This is a genomic window from Spirosoma sordidisoli (assembly GCF_004138325.1).
GTDB classification, from domain to species: Bacteria; Bacteroidota; Bacteroidia; order Cytophagales; family Spirosomataceae; genus Spirosoma; species Spirosoma sordidisoli.
In genome coordinates this window covers 63,508-88,410 of record NZ_SBLB01000002.1, presented here as the reverse complement: position 1 = coordinate 88,410, position 24,903 = coordinate 63,508, and the positions used below count along the sequence as shown (strand labels likewise).

Sequence of the window (24,903 nt, the reverse complement as noted above, 5' to 3'; positions counted from 1 at the left end):
TCAACCGCGTACTATGAAGATTGTCGTACTCGATGGGTATACATTAAATCCGGGCGATTTGTCCTGGGAAGGGCTCGAAAAACTGGGCGAGGTAACGGTATATGACCGAACCTCCGCGGATCAGGTGCTGGAACGAGCCCAGGATGCCGACATTCTCCTGACCAACAAAACGCCCCTGGGCGAAGCCGTGCTGAAACAACTGCCCGCCCTCCGGTACATTGGCGTGCTGGCCACGGGCTATAATATCGTCGACGTTAAGACCGCCACCGAAAAGGGGGTCGTTGTGACCAACGTACCAGGCTACGGAACGGCGTCGGTGGTGCAGCTGACCTTTGCGCTGCTGCTCGAGCTAACCCTGCACGTTCAGCACCACAGCGATTCGGTCCGGGACGGCAAGTGGGCCCGCTCGGCCGATTTCTCGTTCTGGGACTATCCGCTGATCGAACTGGCCGGCAAAACGATGGGTATCATCGGGTTCGGGAGCATTGGCGAAAAAGTGGCCGATGTAGCCACGGCCTTCGGCATGAACGTCATCGGGTCCAAACGCCACCGGACAGACCAGTCGCACCGTCCCAATTTCCGGTGGGCCGACATTCCGGACTTGCTGGAGCAGGCCGACGTGGTCAGTATTCATACGCCCCTCGTTCCGGAAACCAAAGGCCTGATCGACCGCCAGAACCTGGCCCGCATGAAGTCTACGGCCTTTCTGCTCAACACCTCCCGAGGGCCCGTCATCGTTGAACAGGACCTGGCCGACGCCCTCAACGAAGGCGTCATTGCCGGGGCCGGTATCGACGTCTTATCGACCGAACCGCCCGCGGCCGACAACCCGCTGTTCAGCGCCAAAAACTGCCTCATCACGCCCCACATCGCCTGGGCCACCCAGGAAGCCCGCGCCCGACTGATGGAGATTGCGGTCAGCAACCTGGCGGCTTTTCAGGCCGGAAATCCAGTCAACCAGGTTCGTTCCTGAACAGGCCGCTGGCCCCTATAGCCTATGCATATTCTCATCGCGCCCAACGCCTTCAAGCACAGCCTGAACGCGCCGGAAGTGGCCCTGGCTATCCAGAACGGCCTGTTGCAGAGCCGTCTCGACTGCATCTGTACCTGCTTTCCGATTGGCGATGGTGGCGACGGAACGGGGTCGCTGATGGTAGACCACCGTCGGGGAAAGCGGGTGCCGGCCACGGTTGCCGATCCGTTTGGGCGGCCCATTATGTCATCGTTCGGGCTGGTTGACGAAGGCCAGACGGCTATTATCGAGATGGCCGATGCCTCGGGGCTGCGCCTGCTGCCGCCCCACGAGTTGAACCCGCTGCGGGCTACTTCGTTCGGTACGGGTGAACTGATCCGACATGCGCTCGACGCGGGCGCGACCCGGTTTGTGCTGGCGGTTGGCGGGTCGGCCACGGTCGATGGCGGCACCGGCATCCTGCGCGCGCTGGGCGTCCGGTTTCTCGACGCCACCGGTGCGGAACTGACCACGCCCGATCAGCTAACCGCCCTCGCCCGCGTCGACACGGCCGGGCTCGACTTCAGGCTGCTGACCAGCGACCTGACCATTCTTTGCGATGTTGACAACACGCTGGTCGGACCGGCGGGGTCAGCCGCGGTATTTGGCCCCCAGAAAGGCGCCACGCCAGCCCAAGTGCAGCGTCTCGACGCAGGCCTGGCCCGCCTGGCCGAAGTGGCCCGGCAGCAAACGGGGGTCGACATGGCTACGGTCAGGCATGGCGGAGCGGCCGGGGGGGTAGCGGCTGGCTTGCGCACCTTTCTCCGCGCCAGCCTCGTCAACGGGATCGATTTTTTTCTGACGTTCACCGGCTTCGACCGCTTTCTGGAAAAGACAGATCTGGTCATTACCGGCGAAGGGAGTATCGACGAGCAGACCCTGCACGGCAAAGGGCCCTACGGGGTAGCATTCCGCGCCAAACAACGTCGGCTGCCCGTTGTCGGGCTGGCCGGCCGGATTCCACTGCACCCCAGCGAAGCCCTTGGTCAGTACTTCGATACGCTGCTCGCCATCGGCCATGAACCCACCGACCTGCCTGCCGCCTTCCTGCATACCGAAACGAATCTGACGCGTACCGCCCGGCAGCTGGGGAATCTGCTGGCTGCCCACGGGCCGGTATCGTCGCCCTAAAAAAAGACGGGAACAGAATGCCGCTATAAGCAGACCCTCCGTTCCCGTCTCCCGGCGTTCGGCTAAACTAGCCCAACCGAAACACGGGCGACTGGTGGCGCTCGACGCGGATCGTTTTGACCACAACCTCGTCGCCAATGGTTACCTCGATGTGGTACGTACCTTCGGTAATCTGCGTCAGATCGAACGTCTGATGGATTCCCTTCCGAAGGCCCACCCGATTGGTATACAGCGTGCCTTTGTGGTCGAAGAGTTTGATGACCGCGCTGCCATCGTGCTGACCAACCGACAGTTTGAGCTTGCCGGCTTCGGTTAGCCAGATCGCCATCTTGTTGGTCACGACGTAGGTTGTCGTTTCCCGGGACAGGGTTTTGTCGTCGGTGTTGGGGGCCGTGCTGAGTGTGCAGGCGAGAGCAAGGGCAAAGAAAGTGTTCATCGGTAGTTGTTGTTTAGAGGATGTTTCAGCCGCCGAAACGGTTTCGGCGGTCTGATGAATCAAAGATGGCAGATGCCCACCCCCAAGCGCAATCGATACCCGCTGGGATGCCGCTAATACTGGTTGAAGCCGACGAAAAATGGCCTGAACTGTAACCAGCAAATCCGCCCCGTTCAGGCCGCCCACCGGGCCATTCGATCCCGAGCCGTTATGCGCTCCAGCGCGTAGGCAGTCTCCATCCCGCGCACACGAAAAACCCCTGCGGATCGGGAAGCTGTGACGCCGATGCCGCAGGGGTACGCAAAGAGCAGGATCGCTTACTGGGCCTGCCAGGTCATCACCATTTTCATTTCAGTACCGTCGCCAGATTCGGTGGCGATGGTTGCTTTCAGCTGGCTACCCGAAACGTCGAGCACTTTCCATTCGGTCACGTCGGTGGCATCGCCATTAGCAACGATTCGCAGGAGTCGGGTTTGTGGGTTATAGGTCCAGGTACTCGGGCCGTAGCTGGTTGGGCTGTCGTCGCCGGTGTTCGGGCAAACCTTGGCGCCCTCGCTGCCCGACAGCTTCCCGTTCTTTTCGAAAACGATGGTGTTGTCGCGGGCGCAGTCGTCCATGAACTTCAGCAGATCGTTATCCAGCTTACCATCCCCGTCGAGGTCGATAGCCGGGTCGAAATTCAGAGCCGCCAGGCGCAGGTTTTTTCCTGCGCAGGCCAGCGTAGATCCGCTACCGCCATCGGGTGTAACGGCCTCTTCGGTATCTTTTTTACAGGAAGCGGTCAGGAGCAACAGACCAAACAGGGCGGTTTTGAGGGTAAAGAGGAAGGTTGACGTTTTCATTAGTCCAGTTGTTTTTGGTTTTGGTTAGTCAGCCCATCGGCGAACTGACGATGCAAAGATTGACCGGGGCCCACCCTAACCGGAACCGCTAGCCGCATGAACCGGCATAAGTTGCGGATGAACCCGCACAAGCTTCCGCTCAACTGACCAGACCCCGCCCAGAAGGCTAAAAACAGGCTTTTCCCGCGCGGATGAGCCCGCTTTCCCGCTTCACCCGCGAAAAGTACCCGTTGACTTACCCAAAATGACAGTTGGTGTATACGAGCATCGACAAGGGCTACCGGCAGGCGGTAGGTTTGTGCCAGCATCGCCGATCTAGCGGCTTTCACAAACCTCTTTTCAACCGCCAAACAACCAAATACTCATGACTATCTCCTGTACCCGCATCGCCCTGTTCGCCCTTATGGCCGTGACCCTCGGCACCGCCGGACCAGCCCTGGCGCAGCAACCGGCCCGCAAAGCCACCCCTGCCAAACCGACCGTCACCACCCGCCCTGCGTCGACCGCGCCACGCACCGCAACCGCCCAGCCGGTGGCCTCGGCCCAAAAACCGGTAGCTACCCAGACCAGCGCCCCCGCTGCCCAGGCTCATGCAGCACCGGCCCCGAAGACCAGCCCGTCGGTAGCTCCGCGGCCGGCCGCTTCGGCGCAGCTGGCCCGTCAGAAATACCTGAACCTGGGCATCGGCCTGGCCGCTTATTACGGTGGCGGCTTACCCCTGGGCGCTTCGTTTGAAGTTGACATGAAAAACAACATATCGGTCGGCGGCTCCGTCGATTACCTCCGCTACGGTTATAACTCGGGGGGCTATAAGTGGAACTACACCTTCGTCTACGCTGGTGCCCGGGCTTCGTACCACCTGGGTGAGCTGCTGAGCGTAGAAAATGACAAGTTCGACCCGTACGTTGGCGCTACGCTGGGCTTCCGCTATGCCGGCTACCGCGATAACTACGGCTACAACGATTACGTAAGTCCGTATAACAGCGGTCTGTTTCTGGGCGTACACCTGGGAAGCCGCTATATGTTCAGCGATAAAGTGGGTGGTTTTGCCGAAGTTGGCTACGGTGTGTCAGCACTGCGCCTGGGAGTTACCGCCAAGTTTTAATCAGTTCCCTTACCCACCTGACAGGACCGGCCCGAACAGAGCCGGTCTTTATCATTCTGGCTGTCGGTCCGGGGCGTGTCGGCGCTGTAGGTACCTGAACCGTTTACCCTGTACGTATGTATATAGGTAAGCAATGGTAACTTCCCCATCCATGATCAGCCGTATACGCCAGAAAGAATCAGTAGCCGTACGCGGTTGGTACCCCCTACTCCTTACTGGCCTTTTACTGCTGCTGGCAACCCCCGGCTTTGCCCAGCGTCAGCGATTGCTGGATCGTAACGCCATTGGCTGGTACGTTTATAATGGCGATTACAACCTGACCAAAAAATGGGGAATCCACGCCGAATATCAGTGGCGCCGGATCGATCTGATCCGCAGCTGGCAGCAGTCGCTGGCGCGGCTCGGCGCCACCTACGCCCTGTCGGACCGGGTGTCGCTGGCGGGGGGGTACACGTATTTTGTGACCTTTCCCTTCGGCGATTACCCGCAGGCCGACCTGGGCATCCCCTATCCCGAACACCGGACTCACCAGGATATTCAGCTTCAGGACAGCTACGGGCGACTTACGCTGAGCCACCGGTTCCGGCTCGAACAGCGCTGGCTGGCCGAACAGGCCGAAACCGCGTCGACCGAGGGGCCCGTCGGCCGCATTACCAGCTGGACTTTTCAGAACCGGGCTCGCTACCAGGTTTCCGGCGATCTGGCGCTGCACGGCCCCACCATCGACGATCAGGAGTTTTACCTGAACTTCTTCGACGAACTGTTCATCGGTTTCGGCCAAAACGTGGGCGAGAATGTGTTCAACCAGAACCGGATTTCGGGTGGACTGGGCTATCAGTTCAAAAACGGATTTCAGCTGGAACTGAATTATCTCAACCAGATTCTTCAGCATGCCGAGCCGGATCCCGCTTCGGGCCAGTCGGTATTTGAAATCAACAACGGCTTCCGGCTCAACCTCAACCATACGCTCGACTTCAGCCGAAAATAGGCAGCATCGGGAAGCCTTCTCCAAACGACGGCTTGACGGCCTGGCTATGTGGTTTATCTGTCCATAAAAAAGGCCTGCAACACGAGGTCGCAGGCCTTTTTTATGCATTGATCAGCTGGTTACCTATACCCGCCAATCAGGGCTTCAGCAGTTTGATGGTCTGGCTTTGCTGGTTGGTGCTCACGTTCAGCAACAGCACTCCCGCCGACGACTGGCGAATGGAGAACTGGTGGCGCTCTACTGCCTCCGACTGGGCCACCGACCGCTCGGCCACCAGCCGACCTTCGGTATCGGTCAGCACAAACCGCAACGGCTGTCCTTCAACCCCGCGCACAGCCACCTGAACGACATCACCCTGAATTGGGTTACCCAGCACCGACACCTGCAGGCCCGACGGCATCTCACCGGCCGCCAGCCGCGCCCCCGCGGCACCCGGCTCCTGACCGTATACCAGCGACCCATTCAGATAGGCCGTAATGGTTGGGTTGGCCGCCAGCGAAGCCGGTAGCCGGTACGAGTAGTCGTTGGTTTCGTTAAAGTCCGACCAGTCTGACTTGTTGATCCGCTGCTGGATGATACCGGTCGAGCTGAGCGGGTTCAGCTGACCCAGATCGGGCGCGAAACGTAGTTCGAGATACGTATCCGTACCGGCCCGATTCTCTTTCACGAACCGTCCCTGTACGCGGCTGTTCCCCAGTTCGGCATAATCGACGGTATAGACCAGCGGCTGATTCCCTTCCGCACTGAACCAGTAGCGGAGCGTCAGCTGGCTGTAATCGACCGGTACGCTGCCTTCGTTGGCCAGTTTCAGATGGGTTCTGATCTGGTTGGTATTGGGCCGGGCGTTCTTGTTCTCCGAATAAACAGCCAGCGCGCGTACCGGTGCTACCACCGCCGGCTCAACCCCTCCGGCCAGCACCCCGTTGCGGTATACCGTAATACGATCGGTTTTGGTGTAGGCCGTGCGGTTGGCAAACGAGTAGTCGTCCAGTTCGTTGAGGTTGGTCCAGTTCTGTTTACCGATCCGGCTCTGGATCTCACCGGAGTTCCCGTTGGCGGGCAGCTGACCGGCCGATGCATCGAAGCTGTATTCGACATACCCCAGGGCACCCGCGCGCGGCTGCGTCAGTGGTACATACGTCATCTTCACCCGGTTCGTACCCAGCTGGGCCCAGTCCACAAACAGGTTCGTCATGGGCGCAAAATCCTCAACCGTCAGCCAGTAGCGAATCGTAATCTCGCTGTAGGGAATCGGGCTGCTGCTTTCGTTATTGAGTTGCAGGTAAGGTCGGATGATGTTGTTGTCGGTCCGGCCCCGGTCGTCGTCGCGGTGCGAGACGCTCAGGGTCGGGGCGGGCAGCACCACCGTCAGGCTTACCTGGGTGGGGACACTGGCACAGCTGCCTACTTTACAGACAGCGGTATAGCTGACGGTACCGACGGCCGTAGCCGATACCGGCAGCGACGCCGTTCCGTCGACCCCGTTCCAGCTGACCGTACCGGCGCAGTTGGTTACCGTCAGGTTCACGTTCGTTACCCCCAGCGTTACCGTCAGGCTGCTGGCGTTGGGCGCTTCGGGAATCGTCAGGCTCTGCGAAACCGTCACCGACGCGGTCGATTCGCACCCGCCCGCGCCCGTGAGCGTAACCGAATACGGCCCGGCGGCACTGACCGAGATAGCGGAGGTTGTTTCGCCCGTCGACCACAGCAGGGTTCCCGCCCCTACTGCCGACAGGCTAACAACGGGCTGCGTGCAGGTCAGCGTAGTGGTCGCGGCCTCCAGGCTTACGGAGCCGGGGTTGGTTACGGTAATCCGCTGCGACGCGCTGCGGCTGTTACCACAGGCATCGGTAGTCGACCAGGTTCGGGTAATCAGGTAGGGCGAGTCGGCCGTAGCGGCTGTGGCCACATCGGCTACGGTAATCGCTACCGGTCCGGAGCAGTTGGTGGGCGTTACGGTAATGGCGGCTGTACTGGCCACCGGAACGCTGGAGAGACAGGCCACCGTCAGCGAAGCCGGTACGCCACAGATGGACGGTATGAAGCGGTTACCGAGGTCAGGATTGCCCGATGCCCGCACGCTGTTGGGGGTATTGCCGAGCGTATTGTTCAGGTAATCGCGCAGGGCTGGCCGTTCGGTATTGGTACAGGGGTCGACCAGATAGGCCAGCTGCGCACTCCGCCAGTGGCCGTTCAGATACCCCCATAGCGTTATACCCGTAACGGCCGGGTGGTTCCAGTACAACCCGAAAATGCGCTGGTACTCGGATAGTTGGTTCGCATCGCGTTCGGCATCCGTGGCACCCACGTCGCCGTCGATATCCAGTTCGGTGATCTGGATCGGGATGCCGGCCGACGCCAGCAGGTCCAGGTTACTCCGCAGAAAAGCCGTATGATCCTCGAAGCTCTGGCTGGCGCTGTATTTTTTAGTCGAGAACGAATGGGCCTGAATTCCCACCACATCGAGCAGGTTGTCGGCTTTCAGCTGGTTGATAATGCCCAGATAGGTCGTGGCCAGCGCCGTATTATTCTCGATACCGTAGTCGTTGATGACCAGCTTAGTGGTGCAGGGGAAATACTGCCGGGCCAGCTTGAACGCGTTCACGACCCAGTCGTAGGTACCGGGGGTGGTGTTCAGTTCGGCATTCAGCGAGCGGAGCGCTTTGAGGTAGTTGCCGCTGCCCGCATCCGATGCGTTGGCACCTTCGTTATTCGGCGGATCGTTCAGCGCTTCGTTGACGACCTCCAGAAATTCGAGATCCGGATAACGATTCGCCACCGCCTGGAACCACTCTTTGATTTCGACGACCTGTTCGGCATCGGAGAGTGTCTTCATCCAGGTTGGCTGCTGCCGTCCCCACACCAGCACGTGCATGCGAAATGGAAAGCCGTTGCTTTTGGCCAGATTACGGGCCGCGTCGAGGGCGGTCCAGTTAAAGGTGCCGCGCGTACCCTCTACGGATCCCCATTTGCCGTCGTTTTCGGGGGTTACCTGGTTGAAGTACCGGTTGAAGTTGGCGATCTGACTACCCGAATAGACCGACCCCAGAAATTTATTTTTCCCCGTAGCGATCGGTAGCTGCGTGGTGGGGGGTGTATAGGGCGGAGCGGGTGGCGTTGTTGACCCGGCGGTTCCGCTGTCGAGATTGCTGACGGTATAATACAGGCGGTTGGGGGTTGGCGAAGCTCCATCGGTACTGAGGCAGAAGGCCAGCTTGTCGATCCAGAGTTCGGCATCCCGACCGGCGATCTGGAACGTATAGGTACCCGCCGATGGCACGGTAAACGACACCCCGTTCTCGTAGTTACCCGGAACACCCGGGCCCAGATTGGTCAGGGTGATGGCCGATAGTTTGATCCACTTCCAGTTGACCAGCGTACCGGTCGAGTTACCGTTCGTCACGCTCCGCAGGTACGTATCGGTGATGTCGACCACCTGACTGCTGCAGTTATGACCAACGCCGGCGGCCCCTCCTCCGCCGGTGTTACCCAGGTTGTTGGCGTTGATCCAGTCATTGGCCGGGTCGGTATTGCTGTTATCCGTTCCAATAGGCTTGGTGCCGAAGCTGCTTCCGTAGAAAAATGCGTCATTACCAGATCCTCCGCGCACGTTGACGCGGGCAAACAGGTCGTAGGTGCCCGGCGCCGGAACGTTGATCGAGTAGGTAATGATCCGTTCGGCCCGGTCGGGGATGTTGCTGTTGGCCCGGGTTCCCGACCCGGCGTTGGCGGTGCCGGTATTGAGCGTGACGGCATTCCGGACGTAGGAGACGCCCCCCGTTGTGGCCACGAACCACTCGGCCGGGAAAGCCGTTGGCGCGGTGGTGCCGATGGTACCGGTTTCTGCTTCGATAATTATTGGTAGCTGCCCTTTCGATAAGCTGGGCAACAGGGCCATACTGCATAAGTACAGCCACCGTCGGTAAACAGTGTGCATGGGTTAATTGATGGGTAAAGGTTGAGCAATGGAAATTTTGCAATCGATTGCACAAGTATATATGGAAAAACCGGATAGAACAATACGACCTATAAATTATATTTTTTTATTAATTAGTAACGTATAGTCCTATTCACACCCTGATTCATACTACTAATTTATACAAACAGCGCGTAAACAGGTAACCGTATGCAGCGCCCATATTCTGCATTACTGCAATTGATTGCAACAGCGGGCGAGCGCCAAATCCGATGCCATACAATGCACAGACGAGTCCATCGGAACAGGGCTGTCTGCTCATCAGACCTTGTTTACCCGCTTCCTGTAACGTTCCTGCTGTCACTACACCTCGTCAGTTCAGTCCCGCTTTCAACCGCTTCAGGACGCTCATCTGTCGGTTGGCCCATCCGCTACTTCGCCGGGCCACGGCTCCCTGCCAACTTTGTATCACCGGCCGGCCACCAACGAGCCAGACGGCCCCAATCCTCTTTTTATAACCGCTTCGGCGACAACCCAAAACACAACAATACCGATGAAACCTCTACTCCATTTCCGACTGGTCTGGCTGGCTCTGTTGTTGAGCGCCACACTGGTGACCGCCTGTAAAAAAGACAATGTCGTTCCGCAACCCACCGACCTGTCTGACCGCGTAGCGGGCACCTATACGTATTCCGAGCTGAGTTCAAACGGCCAGACACTTCCCGCCGACGAAACCAACCTGCGCGGAACGGTAACCATTAGCCGCCAGACCGAAACCACCGTACGCATCGCCTTTGCCATATCGCTCCGGAACGGCAACCCCTTTCTGAACGACGTATTGAACGACGTAACCGTTCGGGAAAATGGCAGCGCCTTTACCTACGAATACAGCGGCCAGACGTTTGCCCAGGGCAAAGCCAACCAATTCGTGGTCAACGGCCGCGACACCGCCAACAATCCGTTTACGCTTACCGCTACCAAATAACCCGAATCGTCCTCTTTTTCCCCCAATCGCATGAAATCACCCAGACACTACCTGCTCCTGCTGCTGACGGCGCTTACGCTGGGCAGCTCGCTAACCAGTTGTGCTACCGTATTCGGCGGACGCGTCACCGAATCGCAAAAACGCAGACCCATGCCGGGCGAACCCCAGCGCCGGGTACGGGCGGGCGCGCTGGTTGCCGATATTCTGCTGTTCCCGCTGATCAGCATTCCGGTCGATTTCGCTACCGGAGCCATCTATAAGCCTAAGCCAGCCGTTGCTCAGCAGGCCCCAGCGCCCCAGCCCGTGGCAACGACCACCCATCGACGAAACTAAGTTAGGTTAGGTTAATGCTCAGAATCCCCGGCGCACTCGTGTCGGGGATTTTTGTTGCTGCCTCCAGACAGGCAGGCCCTTTGACTGGCAAAAACACTATAATAAATGTCGGCTTAGTATATATACTTAAACTTTCCCCTTAATTAATTGTAATATTAGGGTCTGTTTCTAGAGAGGATACCTACACATGTCTGATTCATCGGCCCCCAGTACCTTATCGGATGATGCACTGTGGGAGAAGCTACGAACGGGAGATAAGCAAGCGTTGGGTTTACTGGCGGAGCGGCACTACCGCGCCCTGTTTCATTACGGCACCAAACTAACGACCAATCACGCCCTTATTCAGGACTGTATTCAGGACCTGTTTCTGACCGTGTGGGAGAAGCAGCAGACCATTCCGGCGCTGCATTCGGTCAAAGCTTATCTCTTTGTGTCACTGCGCAATAACGTCTTACGCCAGGTGAAACAGAACGGCACCAGTACCGATGTGGATTCCGACCTGGTGGCTACCGACTGGCTCGCCAATCCCGAAACGCTTTACGTACAGGCCGAGCACGAACAATCGCTGCACGAGAGCCTCCGGCAAGCACTCGAACGGCTCCCCAAACGGCAGCGCGAGGCCATTTACCTCCGCTATTACGAAAACCTGAGCTACGAAGAGATCGCTACGGCCATGGGCCTCAGCCGGCAGGTCGTGGCCAACTACCTCCAGCACGCCCTGCACAACCTCCGCGACCACTGGCAGGACCTCTCCTACGCCCTGTTTCTGCTGTCATTCCTGCTTTAATTTTTATTTTTTGATAAAATTTTCATACCCGGCGATTACTTTTTCTGCCCGGCCGACTCCTCGTGCTACAAGCGGCACCGACGCCCCTTGAGTAGACCGGACAACGGCCTTGACTCCGCAGGATTTCATTGACAACGAATCGTTTCGCCGGTGGGTGTTCGTTAACCCGCCCGACGAAGCCGCGTACTGGCCGCGTTACCTGGCCCAGCACCCCGAGCAGCAGGAAAGTGCCGACCTGGCGCGCACCTTTCTGCTCACGGCCCGGGGCGAGCTTCCCCCGGTAACCGACCAGCAGATCAGCGACGCCGTGGGGCAGCTTCTGTCGGCAGCTCCGTCGCAGCGCCAGACGCCCGTTCGCCCGCTATGGAGCCGGTCGGGCTGGCAGCCGCTGCGGGTAGCCGCTTCGGTGGCACTGTTGCTGACGGCCGGCGGGCTGGGCTGGTGGTACTGGCAGCAGCAGACACCCCCGATAGCCAGCCGTACCGTACAGAATACACCCCTGACCGCAGCCCTGGTCGAGGTCAGTAATACGCAGGCGGCTCCCCGACTGGTGAAGCTGGCCGATGGGAGCCTGGTCGTTCTGCAGCATCACGCCCGCGTTCGGTATCCAACCCGGTTCGACGGTTCCCGGCGCGACGTTTACCTGACCGGCAAGGCCTTTTTCGAAGTGGTCCGCAACCCCCAAAAGCCGTTTCGGGTGTTTGCCCGTGAGCTAACGACCGAAGTACTCGGGACCAGCTTTCTGATCAGCGCCCCCGAAACGGGCGGCACGGTCAACGTAGTGGTCAAAACCGGAAAGGTAACCGTATCGACGAACCCGGACTTCGCCAGTCGGTCCACCCGCCACCGGCCCCGGCCAGCCGCCGTTGTGCTGCTACCCAACCAGCAGGCTACGTTCTCGACCGATGATGCGCGCCTGGTAAAGAGCGAGGTGAACCGGGCTACGGCGACTACGCTTCCGGCCACCACCCAGGCCTTTTCGTTCCGGCGCACGCCCCTGCCGATCGTGCTCGACGCGCTGGCCAAAGCCTATGGCATCGCTATTCAGTACGACCGGGAAGCGCTGTCGGGTTGTACGCTCACTGCCCGGCTCGACGATCCGTCGCTGCTGGCCCGGCTCGACATCATTGCCGCCAGTACCGGCTCGACCTACGCCCTCCAGGACGGCCAGCTCGTTGTTCAGTCGGCGGGTTGTCGATGACCTTATCCTTTCTTTTCACCCCGTACTCAACTCCATCCATGAAGAAAACGCTACTCCATCGCTCCCGTCACCGCTGGCTCATGCGACTTACCCTGCTTCCGTTTCTTTTACTCACCAGCCTTGTAGGCACCCTGCTGGCCGAGCCGGTTCGCGGCCAGAACCCGCTGAAGCGCACGGTTAGCCTGTCGATGGCCAACCAGCCGATCGAGACCATTCTGGAGCGGCTCGAAAAGATTGTCGACGTTCAGTTTGCCTATAGCTACGAGCTGATCCGGGCCGACCGGCGGGCCAGCCTGAACGCCCGGAACGAACGGCTCGAAAAGGTCCTGAACGACCTGCTCAACCCGCTCCAGATCGACTATGCCGTAACGGGCAGCCGACTGATCATCCTGCGCCCGAAAGCGGGTGAGGCCGGGCTGGCACCCGCCACGGACTTCCGGGCCTCGGTAGCCCCCGACGCCCCGGCTTCGGTCGACCGAACCATTACGGGTACGGTCGTCGACGCCAATAATCAGCCCATACCGGGGGTCAATCTGGTTGTCAAAGGCACCCGGACCGGCACCAGCACCGATGCGCAGGGCAACTTCCGGATTGCCGTGGCCGACGATCAGGCCGTTCTTCAGTTTTCGTCGGTGGGTTATCTGGGCCAGGAGGTTCCGGTGGGCAGCCGCAGTACCCTGACCGTTACGCTGGTCGAAGACAACAAATCGCTGTCGGAAGTAGTAGTGGTCGGCTACGGCACCCAGAAAAAGTCGGACCTGACGGGAGCGGTATCGACGGTAACGGCCAAGGATATTGACCGGCTGCCGGTAGCGGGCATCGATCAGGCGCTGCAGGGAAAATCGTCGGGTGTGCGGGTCACCCAGGCCACGGGCGCACCGGGCGAAGGCGTGTCCGTACGGATTCGGGGGGTCGGCACGATCAACGACAACAGCCCGCTTTTCATCATCGACGGTGTGCCAACCAAGGATGCGTTCAGCGTGCTGAATCCGGCTGATATCGAGAGCATGTCGGTGCTGAAAGATGCGTCGTCGGCTGCGATCTACGGCGCGCGGGCCGCCAACGGGGTAATCGTTGTCACGACCAAACGGGGCAAGACCGGCGCCCCGAGGGTTACGCTCAACGCCTATTCGGGCGTTCAGCAGCACGGCCGGCTGATTCCGATGGCCAACGCTCAGGAGTACATCAGCATTTATAACGAAGCGGCCACCAACGACAACGCCACGATCACCAACCCCAGCCTGCAACGGCCCCTGATCCCGACCTCGCTCCAGGTACCCGATACCGACTGGCAGCAGGCGATCTTCCGCCCCGCCCCCATCCAGAACTACCAGCTGTCGATCAGTGGCGGCACCGAACGCTCTCACTACCTGATATCGGGCAATTACTTCGACCAGCAGGGTATCATACTGAACTCGGGCTACAAACGCTACGCCCTCCGCACCAGCGTCGACACCGAGATTGCCCGCAAAGTAAAGATTGGCACCAACCTGAACATTACTTATTCGCAACGGTCTATTGTCGGCAGCTCGGGCGATGGCTACGGCGGCAACGGGGGTAGTATTGTCCGGTATGCCCTGTTTCATACGCCCGCTACCCCGATCTATGACCAGAACGGCGACTATGCCGACCTGCCCCAGTTCCCGGCTTTCTTCGGGGATGGCTATAACCCGGTGGGTCTCGCCGAGAAACAGGACAACAAGGAACAGCAGTACCGGGTCTTCGGCGACATTTTCGGCGAGTGGCAGATACTGAAGAATCTGCGGTTCCGGACGGCCGGCGGACTCGATCTCAACATCGTTAACCGCAAAACCTTCAACGAAAACTGGGGTACCAACAACCGCATCAACAGCCCCTCCACGCTGGTCAACCGGTTCAGCCCGGCCAGCACCGTGACCTGGAACAATACCCTCAACTACAACCTGACCCTGGGTACCGACCATCAGATCAACGCCCTGGCCGGTACCGAAGCCATCCGCAGCGTCAGCCGCGACATTGGCGGCTCGGACCGTAACTTCATCGACCAGGTCGCCAACCTGCGTTACCTCGGGCAGGGCGCCGACATCACCGGCCGGCAGTCGTTCGAAGGGGATTCGCGCTGGGCTTTGTTCTCGCTCTTCGGCCGGGTCAACTACGCCTATAAAGACAAATACCTGGCGTCGGTCAACGTTCGGCGCGACGGCTCGTCGCGCTTTTCGCCCAGCAACCGCTACGCCAATTTTTACTCGGGCTCGGTTGGCTGGAACATCGATCGGGAAGCCTTTTTTCAACCCCTCGCCCAAACGATCTCCCAGCTGAAACTACGGGCCAGCATCGGCCAGCTGGGTAACCAGGACATTGGTAACTACCCGTACGCGTCGCTCATCGGCAGTGGCTACAATTACGTGCTGGGCGCCAGTCCGCAGCCGGTAGCTGGCTATGCCGTCGTGAGCCGGGGAAATACCAACGTGAAATGGGAATCGTCGACCCAGGCGGATATTGGCCTGGAAATCGGAGTGCTTCAGAACAAGCTTCAGCTCACGGCCGACTATTTCGTGAAGCAGACGTCCGACATCCTGGTGCCGATACCGGTGCCGCGCTCGGGGGGCAGCGCAGCCGCTCCTTACGTGAACGCCGGCAAAGTAGAAAACCGGGGGCTGGAACTGGACCTGATCTACCGCGACAAAAAAGGCGATTTCTCGTATGATATTACGGCCAATGCGTCGTTCATCCGCAACAAAGTTCTCTCGCTCAGCGACGGGCGCCCCATTCCCGGTGGCCGGATCGACAATGGCGTCTTCGCTACCCTGACCGAACCGGGCCATCCGATCGGGTCTTTTTACCTGCTTCAGCAGGACGGTATTTTCCAGAACGAAGGGCAGATTTTCACCCGCGCTTTTCAGGGCAACACCATCCGCCCCGGCGACGTCCGGTTCGTGGACACCAACGGCGACGGGCTGATCACCCAACTCGACCGGTCGCACGTGGGTAGCCCGATTCCGACGCTGACCTACGGGCTGACGGCCAACCTGCAATGGAAAAACTTCGATCTGTCGGCCTTTTTTCAGGGCGTATCGGGCAACAAGATCTATTACCAGGTGGCTACCGACATCGAAGGGTTTTACCGGGCTTTCAACGTCACCAAACGCGTTGTCGACGGTCGGTGGCGGGGCGAGGGGACCAGCAACAGCCAGCCGCGCGTCTCGTGGAGCGGATCGGCCAACAACAAACAGCCCTCCACCCGTTTTCTGGAAGATGGCGCCTATACCCGCCTGAAGAACCTCCAGATCGGCTATAACCTACCCGCCACGCTGGCCAAAAAGTTCGGATCAACGGGCCTGCGGGTCTACCTCAGCGGCCAGAACCTGTTCACCCTGACGAAGTATCCCGGCCTGGATCCCGAACAGCAGAGCAGCGACAACCTCAACAATGAACAGTTCCGGGGCGACGTAGCCGTGGGAATCGACTGGGGCACCTACCCCAGCGCCCGCATCTACACGGCTGGATTAACGGTCAGTTTTTAGCGCCATTCGTTATGAAAAAGAAGACGATACTTGTTGCCACGGCCCTGCTGATTACGGCCAGCAGCTGCTCCAACTTCCTGAACGAAGAGGTGCGGGCGGCCTATTCGGAAGAAACTTTTTATAAAACCCAGGCCCAGGCCCTGCAGGCCCTCAATGCCGCCTACCAAACCCTGACGTTTGCGTCGGACAATAACCGACTGTGGGTGTTCGGCGACGTAGCCTCTGACGATGCGGCCAAGGGGGGCGACCCCGGCGACCAGGCCGACATCGGTCTGATCGATGACTTCACGGTATTTCCCAACAACGGACCGGTCGAGTCGCAGTGGGGGGTTCTGTACGAAGGAATCAGCCGCTGCAATCGGGTTATTCAGCAGGTACCGACCATCGAGATGGCGGCCGAGCTGAAGGCGCGGATTGTGGGCGAAGCCCGGTTTCTGCGGGCGCTGAATTACTTCTACCTGGTCAACATCTACGGGCCGGTGCCGGTCCTGCTGGAACCTAAAAATGCCGACCAGCTTCAGATCGAACAGTCGCCGGTGGCCCAGGTGTATACGACGGCTATCGAACCCGATCTGCAGGAAGCCATTCGGAGCTTACCCGCTGTATATACCGGCGCCGACGTAGGTCGGGCTACCAAAGGGGCCGCGCAGGCGCTGCTGGCCAAGGCGTATCTGTTTCAGGGCAAATGGCAGCAGGCGGCCGAAACCGCCGGGCAGGTTGTCAGCAGCGGCACCTACGAGTTGCTGCCAGTCTACAGCCAGAACTTCGACCAGGCGCATAAGAACAGTTCAGAAACAGTTTTCGCCGTACAGCACCTGACGGGGCAGGTTCCGTTTACCGGCAACCGGCTGAACCAGTGGTTTGCCCCGCGCAACACCGAGAACGGCTATTTCTTCAACGTGCCGACCCAGAACTTCGTCGACGCCTTCGAGAAAACGAGCGCAGGCGTGGTTGACCCCCGGCTCGACTATACCGTAGCCCGCGCGGGTCAGCCCTGGATCGACGGCACCGCCTATGACCCGCAATGGTCGCCCACGGGTTATCTCAACAAAAAACACGTGCAGCCGGTAACGGAAGTTCCCAGAAGCACCAAAGGCGACGGCAACCTCAACTACGTGACGATTCGTTATGCCGAAGTGCTGCTGATCCAGGCCGAAGCGCTGAACGAAGCCGGTCGGTCGGCCGATGCGCTGGTGCCGCTGAACCGGGTTCGGAAACGCGCCCGCGAAAGCTACCTCTACGATACGCGCCTGAGCGCTGCCAGCCCGGCCGTACCCACGGGGCTGCTGCCCGACATCACGACTACGAGCCAGTCCAGCCTGCGCGACATAATCCGGCGCGAACGCCGGGTCGAGCTGGGCTTCGAGTTTCATCGCTACTTCGACCTGATCCGCTACGGCAAAGACTACGCCCAGGCCGCCCTGCGCGACAAACCATCGTTCAGCTACGACACCGACCGGTACTTCCCGATACCGCAGAGTGAGCGGGATACCAACAAAAAGCTTCGTTTTTAACCCAGTTTCCTTTTTTCAGTAATCCTATAAAATCCCAATACACGTATGAAAAACGTAACAACCAGTACCCCTGTGCTTCGCAGTCTGCTGATGCTTTGCCTGCTGTTTACCCTGTTTCAGGCCTGTAAGAAAGACGACGGCCCGGATGTAGCCCCGGTCGACAAAGCTGCGCTCCGGGCCCGGCTCGACAGCGCCAACACCCTGCATAACAACGCAGTAGAAGGCACCGCCATCGGCCGCTACGAAGTAGGCTCGAAAGCCGTTTTCAAGACTGCCATCGATGCCGCTACGACGGTAAGTAACGACAACAACGCGACGCAGACGGCCGTTAACAACGCCAACGTAAACCTGGGTCAGGCCATCACGACCTTCCGCAGCAAGCAGGTAGCCGAAATCGCCCCCGACAAACTCGTGCTGCACATGCTGTTTAACGGCAACGCCAACGACGCATCGGGTAAAGGGTTCAACGGTACGCTGAAAACGGGTGGTGCACAGTGGGGCGCGGGCCTGCCGGTGCTGACGGCCGATCGGTTCGGTAACGCGAACCAGGCGTATTACTTCGACAAGGGCGGCAACATCGAGATTCCGTACAACTCGGTACTGAACCCTTCGAAAGAGATTACGATCAGCATGTGGATCAAGCGCGATACCACCCGGGCCAGCAACTACCTGCTGGCGCTGAACCGCTGGAACGGCTACAAAATCCAGCTGCAGGAGGCCAATAAGGTATTCTTCACGGTGAAGACCACGACCGGCGCCAAAGACAAGGATAACGAGTCGGTTACGCTGGCCCGCAACAAGTGGTACCACATTGCCACCACCTACAAGTCGGGTGAGATGAATTTTTACATCGATGGCACGCTGGTGAAAAGCTGGACCGACGTAACGGGCGATCTGGCCCCCGTAAAAAGCACGATCAACATGACCATCGGTCAGGATCTGCCCACGAGCCTGTACCAGAATAACGAGAAAGACGATGCCGACGGCAACAACTTCAACGGGCCGTGGGGCGGCTATTATACCGGGGCGATGGACGACGTTCGTATCTACAACGCCGTGCTGACCAGTACCCAGATTACCTCGCTCTACAACGCCGAGAAGAGCCAATAGTACTGTTTATGTCCGGCAGGGGCGGTGCACCGATTTAAGGAGCACCGCCCTTACCGGGCTTTGTTTAGCTTTGAGTATGCAAAAAACTGGATGGTTGATTGGTGCGTTGTGGCTGCTGGCCAGCGGATGCCAACAGGAGCAGGCATCGCGACCGCTGCTGTTCTGGTGTTCCAACAATGCCGCTGAAATTACCTTTGCGCGGGAGTTTACGGACCGCTGGCAACGCACCCGCCCCGACAAACCCCTGCGCTACCAGCCCATTCCGGAGGGGCAGTCGAGCGAAGAAATCATTCTGGCCTCGGTAGTGGGCAAAACAACGCCCGATATCTACGCCAACATGTGGCAGGGCAGCGTGGAGATGTACGCCAAAGCCGGCGTCCTCGTACCGCTCGACACCATCAGCGGGTTTATGTCGTTCCTGCGCGCCCGCTGCGACACGGCCGTCATACGGGAAATTACCTCCTCGGACGGCCATATTTACCAGGTCCCCTGGAAGGTGAACCCTATTATGACCCTCTGCAACACACGACAGGTCAAAGGGCCGGGTTTACAACCCCCACCCTATACCTATTCGAGCTACCTGAACGCGGGCCAGCGGCTCAAAAAAGACGTAAACCAGGACGGCTATACGGACCAGTGGCTGGGTTATACGGAGGTGAAAGTGATCTGGTACCAGCGTTTTTTCAACTTCTACCCGCTCTACCTGGCCGCGTCGAACGGTGCGCCACTCATCAAAAACAACCGGGCTGCGTTCAATAACCGACACGCGGTGGGCGTCTTCCGGTTTTTACAACAGCTTTACCGCAACGGCTATTTCTCGAAAGAACGCCTGTCGGCCACGCGCGACCCTTTCCTCGACCAGCGCATCGCTACTTCGTTTACAGGGCCCTGGCAGGTGGGTTTTCTGGAGAAATACAAAGACACCAGCCTCCAGTACGACACCTGGCCAATGCCCGTTCCCGACACCCATACCGGCCCGGCCTATACTTACGGCGACCCCAAAAACATTGTCATCTTCAATACCTGCCCCGACCCCACAGCCGCCTGGGCCTTTATCAAAACCCTCGTCGACAAACCCGGCGACCTGCGGCTGATGGAGCTGACGGGCCAGTTCCCGAACCGGCTCAACGTGGACACCGACCCGTATTTTCAGCCGTTTTTGCAGAAGAACCCGAAACTGATTCCCTTTGCCCGGCAGTCACGCTACATCCGGGGCGTCGATAACAGCGAAGTCATCGTCGAAGTGTTCGACATCATCTCGCAGGAATACGAAGCTTGTGTGGTGTACGACCGCAAAACCCCCGAAGCCGCCATCCGCGATGCCGCCGAAGCCGTTGATGTCTTACTAAGGAGCGAACCGGCCAATGAATGAGTTAGCGAATGAGTGATTGAGTTAGTGAAGGTCTTAACAGGTGAACCACTCAATCGCTCAATCACTAACTCACTCAATAAAAAGAGCTTATGAAAAAACAGATTCCTTACTGGCTGGTTTCGCCATACCTACTGTACTTCGCGGTCTTCGTGGCGTTTCCGGTGGCGTTCTCGGTGGTGCTGACGTTCCACAGCTGGAATATCATTTCGCCCATGACGTTTGTGGGGCTTGATAATTACCGGCGGCTGTTCAGTGACCGGCTGTTCTGGCAGGCCATCTACAACACGCTCCGCTTCCTGCTGGTGCATATTCCGTTGCAGATCGTGGTCGCGCTGGCGCTGGCCGAGTTTCTCAACCAGAAAATACGGGGTCAAGCTTTCTTTCGGGGGGCGTTTTTTCTGCCGGTCATTGTATCGGGCGTGGTCGTGACCATTCTCTGGCAACAGCTGCTGGGTTTCAACGCGGGCATCCTGAACCGGGGCCTGACGGCGCTGTCGCTCCCCCGCGTGGCCTGGCTCGAAGAACCCGGTATCGCCATGTACGCCATTGCGCTGATGGCCACCTGGAAAAACGTAGGGCTGTACGTGATTCTGTTTCTGGTTGGCCTGCAAACCGTACCGGTTCAGTACTACGAAGCCGCCGATATGGAAGGCGCTACCGCCTGGCAGAAGTTTCGTTACATCACCCTACCCATGATCAACCCCACCATTTTTATGGTCGTCGTACTCTCGACCATCGGTGGGTTTTCGCTGTTTATCGAACCCTACATCATGACCGAGGGCGGCCCGCTGAACAGCACCCTGTCGGCCGTCATGTATATCTATAAACAGGCGTTTCAGTACTACCATATGGGCTACTCAGCTACGCTCGGCTTCTTCTTCGCCCTGCTGATCCTGGGCGTCGTAGCCATCCAGAAACGATATGTCGAACAGGAAAACTAACCTTTTTCATTGAGTGATTCTTATTGAGCGAGTTAGCGGTTGAGTGATTGAGCGACGCCCGGAATCATTCACCATCCACACAATCACTAACCCACTCAATCACCAATCACTCATTCGCTCAATAAAAAGCCCATGAAACTACTCCGCTACGCGCTACTCCTCCTGGCGGCTTTGTCGTTCATTTATCCGTTTGTCTGGATGATCAGCGCGTCGCTTTCGTCGGAGCAGGGGATCGGGTCGCTGACGTTACTGCCGGTTGGTCTGACGATCAGCAATTACACGACTGTTTTTGAGCGCATACCGCTGGGCCGGGCCTTCCTGAACAGTTTGTTCGTGGCGCTCGTGACAACGGGTCTGGTGCTGGTGCTGGGAGCCATGGTCGGCTATGCGCTGGCCCGGTTGCGGTTCAGGGGGCGTGACCTGATCTTCTACCTGATCATTTTCACGATGACGCTGCCCTTTCAGATCACGCTCATTCCCAACTACATCACGATGGTGAAGCTGGGCTGGGTCGACACTTATTTTGCGCTCATTGTTCCTTTCGTTATGAACTCGCTGGCGGTCCTGCTTTTCCGGCAGGCGTTTGCCGGCCTGCCCCAGGCGCTGATCGATGCCGCCCGGATAGACGGCTGTAGCGAGCTGCGGATTATTTTCCAGATCCTGCTGCCCAACATTGTTCCGACGGTGCTGACCATCACAATTCTGACCTTCATGGGCCTGTGGAACGAAGCGCTCTGGCCCCTGATCGTTATCCGCGACGAGTCGACGATGACCATGCCGCAGATGGTGACGCTCTTCTCGGTCGGGGGTCGTGCCGACGCGCAGCTGGGGGTAAAAATTGCGGCAGCGGTTATGCTGGCTTTACCTATCCTTATCGTGTACCTGTTTTTTCAGAAACATTTTATCCGAAGTATGGCCTCGTCGGGCCTGAAAGATTAAGTTTTATTTCCCTCAACGTATGACCCAGGTAACCCGTACCGCCATTCGTTTTTCGGCTAACCCCGAGCGAGTCATTGCCCGATACCTCACCCTGCACGGCCCCCACCGCGTGCTGCACATCTGCGAACGGATCGCCCGGTTTTCTGAGGCCGAGGTCGACACGATGCTGGCCGATGCCCGGCGGCAGTTTGGCGAACGCCACCGCCACCTCGACGCGGCTTTCGAGCGAAACTACCAGCGGGCGGTCGAAACACTGGCGCAACCGCCCACCGATTTTTCGGCCAACCGCCGGCTACTGCTCGGCGCCTGCCTGACTATGGAATACTCGACCCAGTCGGCAGCACTCTTCAACCCGTCGATCGTGCCCCACCCCGACCAGTCGGGTCTGGAGCCCGGCACGCTTCGGTTCATCATGAGTTTACGCGCCACCGGCGAAGGGCATATCTCGTCCATCGAGTTCCGGACCGGAACCGTCAACCAGGCGGGTCTGATCCACCTCGACGAAGCGGATCGATACGCCACCAGTTCCGAAAAAGACTGGCGCAAAACCTACACCCGCGCGTTTGTCCGGCATCGGCTCGCCTACTTCCCCCATACCGACGAAGGCCTGCTGGAGCAGTTACCCGACGAGTTCGATCTACAGCAGGCCACCCGGCTACTGAACGAGCTGACGGCAACGTCACCCGTCGACCCGGCCGTACAGACGACCCGGAAGGCGATCCTGACCATGCTGGACACGAACTACGACGTAGTGACCGATGCCGACGCCCCGCTACACGAGCGGCTTATCTTCCCCAACGCCAAAGGCGAAAGCAAAGGCATGGAAGACGTCCGGTTCGTGAAATTCCGCGACGACGACGGGGCTGAACGTTACTACAGTTCCTACACGGCCTACGACGGCGAAACCATCAAAACCCAGCTGATGGAGACAACCGACTTTGTGCGGTTCAGCGTCCGAACCCTGTACGGCGATGCCGTTCAGGACAAAGGCATGGCGTTGTTTCCGGAGAAGATAAACGGGCAGTATGCGATGATCAGCCGGCAGGGGGGCGAATACATAAACATTATGTTCTCCGACGATCTATACGTCTGGAACCACGTTCAGACGCTGCTGGAGCCGGTTTTTCCCTGGGAAGTCGTTCAGCTGGGCAACTGCGGCTCGCCCCTTAAAACCGACCAGGGCTGGCTGCTGCTCACCCACGGCGTTGGGCCAGTCCGTCGCTATGTCATCTCGGCCGTATTGCTCGATCTCAACGACCCGACCCGCGTTCTGGCCCGGCTACCGGAACCGCTTATCTACCCGCTCGAGTCGGAACGGGAAGGCTACGTACCCAACGTGGTCTACACCTGCGGCTGGCTCGACCACGGCGACCTGATCATTATTCCCTATGCCATGTCGGACTCGGCCTGCGGGATCATTACCGTGTCGAAACAGGAATTACTTCACGACCTCCTAACCGCTCCTGCGTTATGAAAATCTATCAACGACTGCTCTGGCTGCTCCTGCTTCAGTTTCCGCTGCTGTCGGTTTCGTGCCATAAAAATCAACCCAGCCAGCCCGCGCCCGACAGTGGCCGCCTGGTCAACACAGCCCACCTCGACCAGCTCTACCAGGTGGTTAAGCTGAACGGCGCCGATGTGGGTCTGATCAATATTTACAGCGAGTATCCGGACTACAAGTGGGTGGCCGACGACGACGAAGGGGCCGCCTGTATCGACGACATAGCCCGGACGGTGGTGTTCCTGGCCCACGAACCCGATCTGGCTACCAGCACCAGCAAGCAGGACAAGCTGCGCAAACTCACCGAATTTGTCTTGCAGATGCAGGCCAGCGACGGCGGCAGCGGGGCCGGCTATTTCTACAATTTCATCTTCGGCAACGGGGCCATTAACCGGACCGGCGTGACCAGCATCAACCAGCCCAACTGGTGGTCGTGGCGCGCCCTCTGGAGCCTGACCGAAGTATATCCGTATTACAAGACGACCGATCCGGCCCTGGCCACCCGACTCCAGACCGCCAGCCAGCGGCTTGTCGGCAACATGATCCGCGATTTCGGCAGCAAAGCCCGGACCTATACCTTTCCGGGCGGGCTCAAAATACCGGGCTGGCTCCCGTTTGGCTCCGGTTCGGATCAGGCGGCCGTGATGATTCTCGGCCTGCTGAACTACCAGCAGCAAACGCCGGACGGCCAGGTGCAGAAACTGATCGAAACCCTGGCCGATGGTATTGTTCAGATGCAGTTTGGTGCGGCCAGCCAGCCACCCTACGGCGCCATTCTGAGTTTCGACAACAGCTGGCACGCCTACGGCAGCGATCAGTCTTACGCCCTACTGCGGGCGGGAAAGGCCCTGAACCGGCCCGACTGGATTGCGGTTGCCCGGCGCGAGGTCGACACCTTTTACCCTTTTTTACTCAACGAAGGGTTTCTGGAATCGTTTACCGTGAGTGGACAGGGGACCGCGCTGGCTATTGGCCGAAAATCACGTTTTTCGCAGATTGCCTACGGCGTCCGGCCCATGGTCTGGGCTACCCTCGAACTCTATGATCAGACCCGCGATGCCCGCTACCTCACCCTGGCGGGACAGCTGGCCGGGTGGTTTCTGGGTAATAACCCCGCCAAAGCCATCATGTACGACAGCGCGTCGGGCCTGGGCTATGACGGCATTAGCTCAGACACGCAGATCAACAAAAATTCGGGAGCCGAATCGACGATCGAATCCCTGATGGCTTTTCAGCGGCTGGAGAAATACCCCGACGCCGTTACGCAGGCCAATAAATACCGCTAAG

19 protein-coding genes are annotated in these 24,903 nt (G+C 58.9%); 16 read left to right on the top strand and 3 right to left on the bottom strand.

All coding sequences use genetic code 11. From position 1 onward, the window contains the following. Positions 1–13: 13 nt before the first annotated feature. Together EQG79_RS08895 and EQG79_RS08890 are read left to right on the top strand one after the other, a co-directional pair. Positions 14–973 carry a D-2-hydroxyacid dehydrogenase gene (locus tag EQG79_RS08895; protein WP_129601219.1) on the top strand — a complete coding sequence of 320 codons (960 nt, stop codon included), beginning with the start codon at positions 14–16 and terminating at the stop codon, positions 971–973. 24 nt (positions 974–997) lie between these two features. Continuing rightward, a complete protein-coding gene (locus EQG79_RS08890) occupies positions 998–2,143 on the top strand; it encodes a glycerate kinase (protein ID WP_129601218.1) in 1,146 nt (381 codons plus the stop codon). 67 nt (positions 2,144–2,210) lie between these two features. On the opposite strand, the gene EQG79_RS08885 is transcribed toward EQG79_RS08890, so the two are convergent. Together EQG79_RS08885 and EQG79_RS08880 are read right to left on the bottom strand one after the other, a co-directional pair. Next, positions 2,211–2,579, bottom strand: a complete 369-nt coding sequence (locus EQG79_RS08885) for a hypothetical protein (protein ID WP_129601217.1) — start codon at positions 2,577–2,579, stop codon at positions 2,211–2,213. Between the two features lie 317 nt (positions 2,580–2,896). After that, positions 2,897–3,421, bottom strand: coding sequence for a hypothetical protein (locus tag EQG79_RS08880; protein ID WP_077921797.1), 525 nt, complete (start codon positions 3,419–3,421; stop codon positions 2,897–2,899). 364 nt (positions 3,422–3,785) lie between these two features. Between EQG79_RS08880 and EQG79_RS08875 the strand changes: the two genes are divergently transcribed. Together EQG79_RS08875 and EQG79_RS08870 are read left to right on the top strand one after the other, a co-directional pair. Further along, positions 3,786–4,526: a hypothetical protein gene (locus tag EQG79_RS08875; protein ID WP_129601216.1), complete on the top strand. Its 741-nt coding sequence runs from the start codon at positions 3,786–3,788 to the stop codon at positions 4,524–4,526. A gap of 151 nt (positions 4,527–4,677) precedes the next feature. Continuing rightward, the gene (locus tag EQG79_RS08870) at positions 4,678–5,514 is read left to right on the top strand and encodes a DUF2490 domain-containing protein (protein ID WP_129601215.1); all 837 of its coding nucleotides are present in this window, start codon (positions 4,678–4,680) and stop codon (positions 5,512–5,514) included. 136 nt (positions 5,515–5,650) lie between these two features. Here EQG79_RS08870 and EQG79_RS08865 read toward each other — a convergent pair whose 3' ends face one another. Next, positions 5,651–9,451, bottom strand: a complete 3,801-nt coding sequence (locus EQG79_RS08865) for an endo-1,4-beta-xylanase (protein ID WP_129601214.1) — start codon at positions 9,449–9,451, stop codon at positions 5,651–5,653. 532 nt (positions 9,452–9,983) lie between these two features. Between EQG79_RS08865 and EQG79_RS08860 the strand changes: the two genes are divergently transcribed. From EQG79_RS08860 to EQG79_RS31210, 12 genes are all read left to right on the top strand, one after another. After that, on the top strand, positions 9,984–10,415 hold the full coding sequence (locus EQG79_RS08860) for a hypothetical protein (protein WP_077921793.1): 432 nt from the start codon (positions 9,984–9,986) through the stop codon (positions 10,413–10,415). Positions 10,416–10,445: 30 nt separating this feature from the next. Continuing rightward, the gene (locus tag EQG79_RS08855) at positions 10,446–10,748 is read left to right on the top strand and encodes a hypothetical protein (protein ID WP_129601213.1); all 303 of its coding nucleotides are present in this window, start codon (positions 10,446–10,448) and stop codon (positions 10,746–10,748) included. A gap of 187 nt (positions 10,749–10,935) precedes the next feature. Next, positions 10,936–11,535, top strand: coding sequence for an RNA polymerase sigma factor (locus EQG79_RS08850; RefSeq protein WP_129601212.1), 600 nt, complete (start codon positions 10,936–10,938; stop codon positions 11,533–11,535). Between the two features lie 109 nt (positions 11,536–11,644). Further along, positions 11,645–12,736 (top strand): FecR family protein, encoded by a 1,092-nt coding sequence (locus EQG79_RS08845; protein WP_129601211.1) that lies wholly within the window; start codon positions 11,645–11,647, stop codon positions 12,734–12,736. Positions 12,737–12,774: 38 nt separating this feature from the next. Further along, positions 12,775–16,239, top strand: a complete 3,465-nt coding sequence (locus tag EQG79_RS08840) for a SusC/RagA family TonB-linked outer membrane protein (protein ID WP_165358860.1) — start codon at positions 12,775–12,777, stop codon at positions 16,237–16,239. Between the two features lie 11 nt (positions 16,240–16,250). Further along, a complete protein-coding gene (locus EQG79_RS08835; RefSeq protein WP_129601209.1) occupies positions 16,251–17,753 on the top strand; it encodes a RagB/SusD family nutrient uptake outer membrane protein in 1,503 nt (500 codons plus the stop codon). A 45-nt stretch (positions 17,754–17,798) separates the two neighbouring features. Next, entirely contained in the window at positions 17,799–18,863 is a 1,065-nt protein-coding gene (locus tag EQG79_RS08830; protein WP_077921788.1) for a LamG domain-containing protein, read from the top strand. A 76-nt stretch (positions 18,864–18,939) separates the two neighbouring features. Continuing rightward, positions 18,940–20,235 carry an extracellular solute-binding protein gene (locus tag EQG79_RS08825; protein WP_077921787.1) on the top strand — a complete coding sequence of 432 codons (1,296 nt, stop codon included), beginning with the start codon at positions 18,940–18,942 and terminating at the stop codon, positions 20,233–20,235. Between the two features lie 89 nt (positions 20,236–20,324). After that, positions 20,325–21,176 carry a carbohydrate ABC transporter permease gene (locus tag EQG79_RS08820; RefSeq protein ID WP_077921786.1) on the top strand — a complete coding sequence of 284 codons (852 nt, stop codon included), beginning with the start codon at positions 20,325–20,327 and terminating at the stop codon, positions 21,174–21,176. A gap of 132 nt (positions 21,177–21,308) precedes the next feature. Beyond that, positions 21,309–22,115 carry a carbohydrate ABC transporter permease gene (locus EQG79_RS08815; RefSeq protein ID WP_129601208.1) on the top strand — a complete coding sequence of 269 codons (807 nt, stop codon included), beginning with the start codon at positions 21,309–21,311 and terminating at the stop codon, positions 22,113–22,115. Positions 22,116–22,134: 19 nt separating this feature from the next. Then, complete coding sequence (locus EQG79_RS08810; protein WP_129601207.1) at positions 22,135–23,589, top strand: glycoside hydrolase family 130 protein; 1,455 nt, start codon at positions 22,135–22,137, stop codon at positions 23,587–23,589. After that, on the top strand, positions 23,586–24,902 hold the full coding sequence (locus EQG79_RS31210) for a hypothetical protein (protein ID WP_077921783.1): 1,317 nt from the start codon (positions 23,586–23,588) through the stop codon (positions 24,900–24,902). The genes EQG79_RS08810 and EQG79_RS31210 overlap by 4 nt, the downstream gene beginning before the upstream one ends. Position 24,903 lies beyond the last annotated feature (1 nt).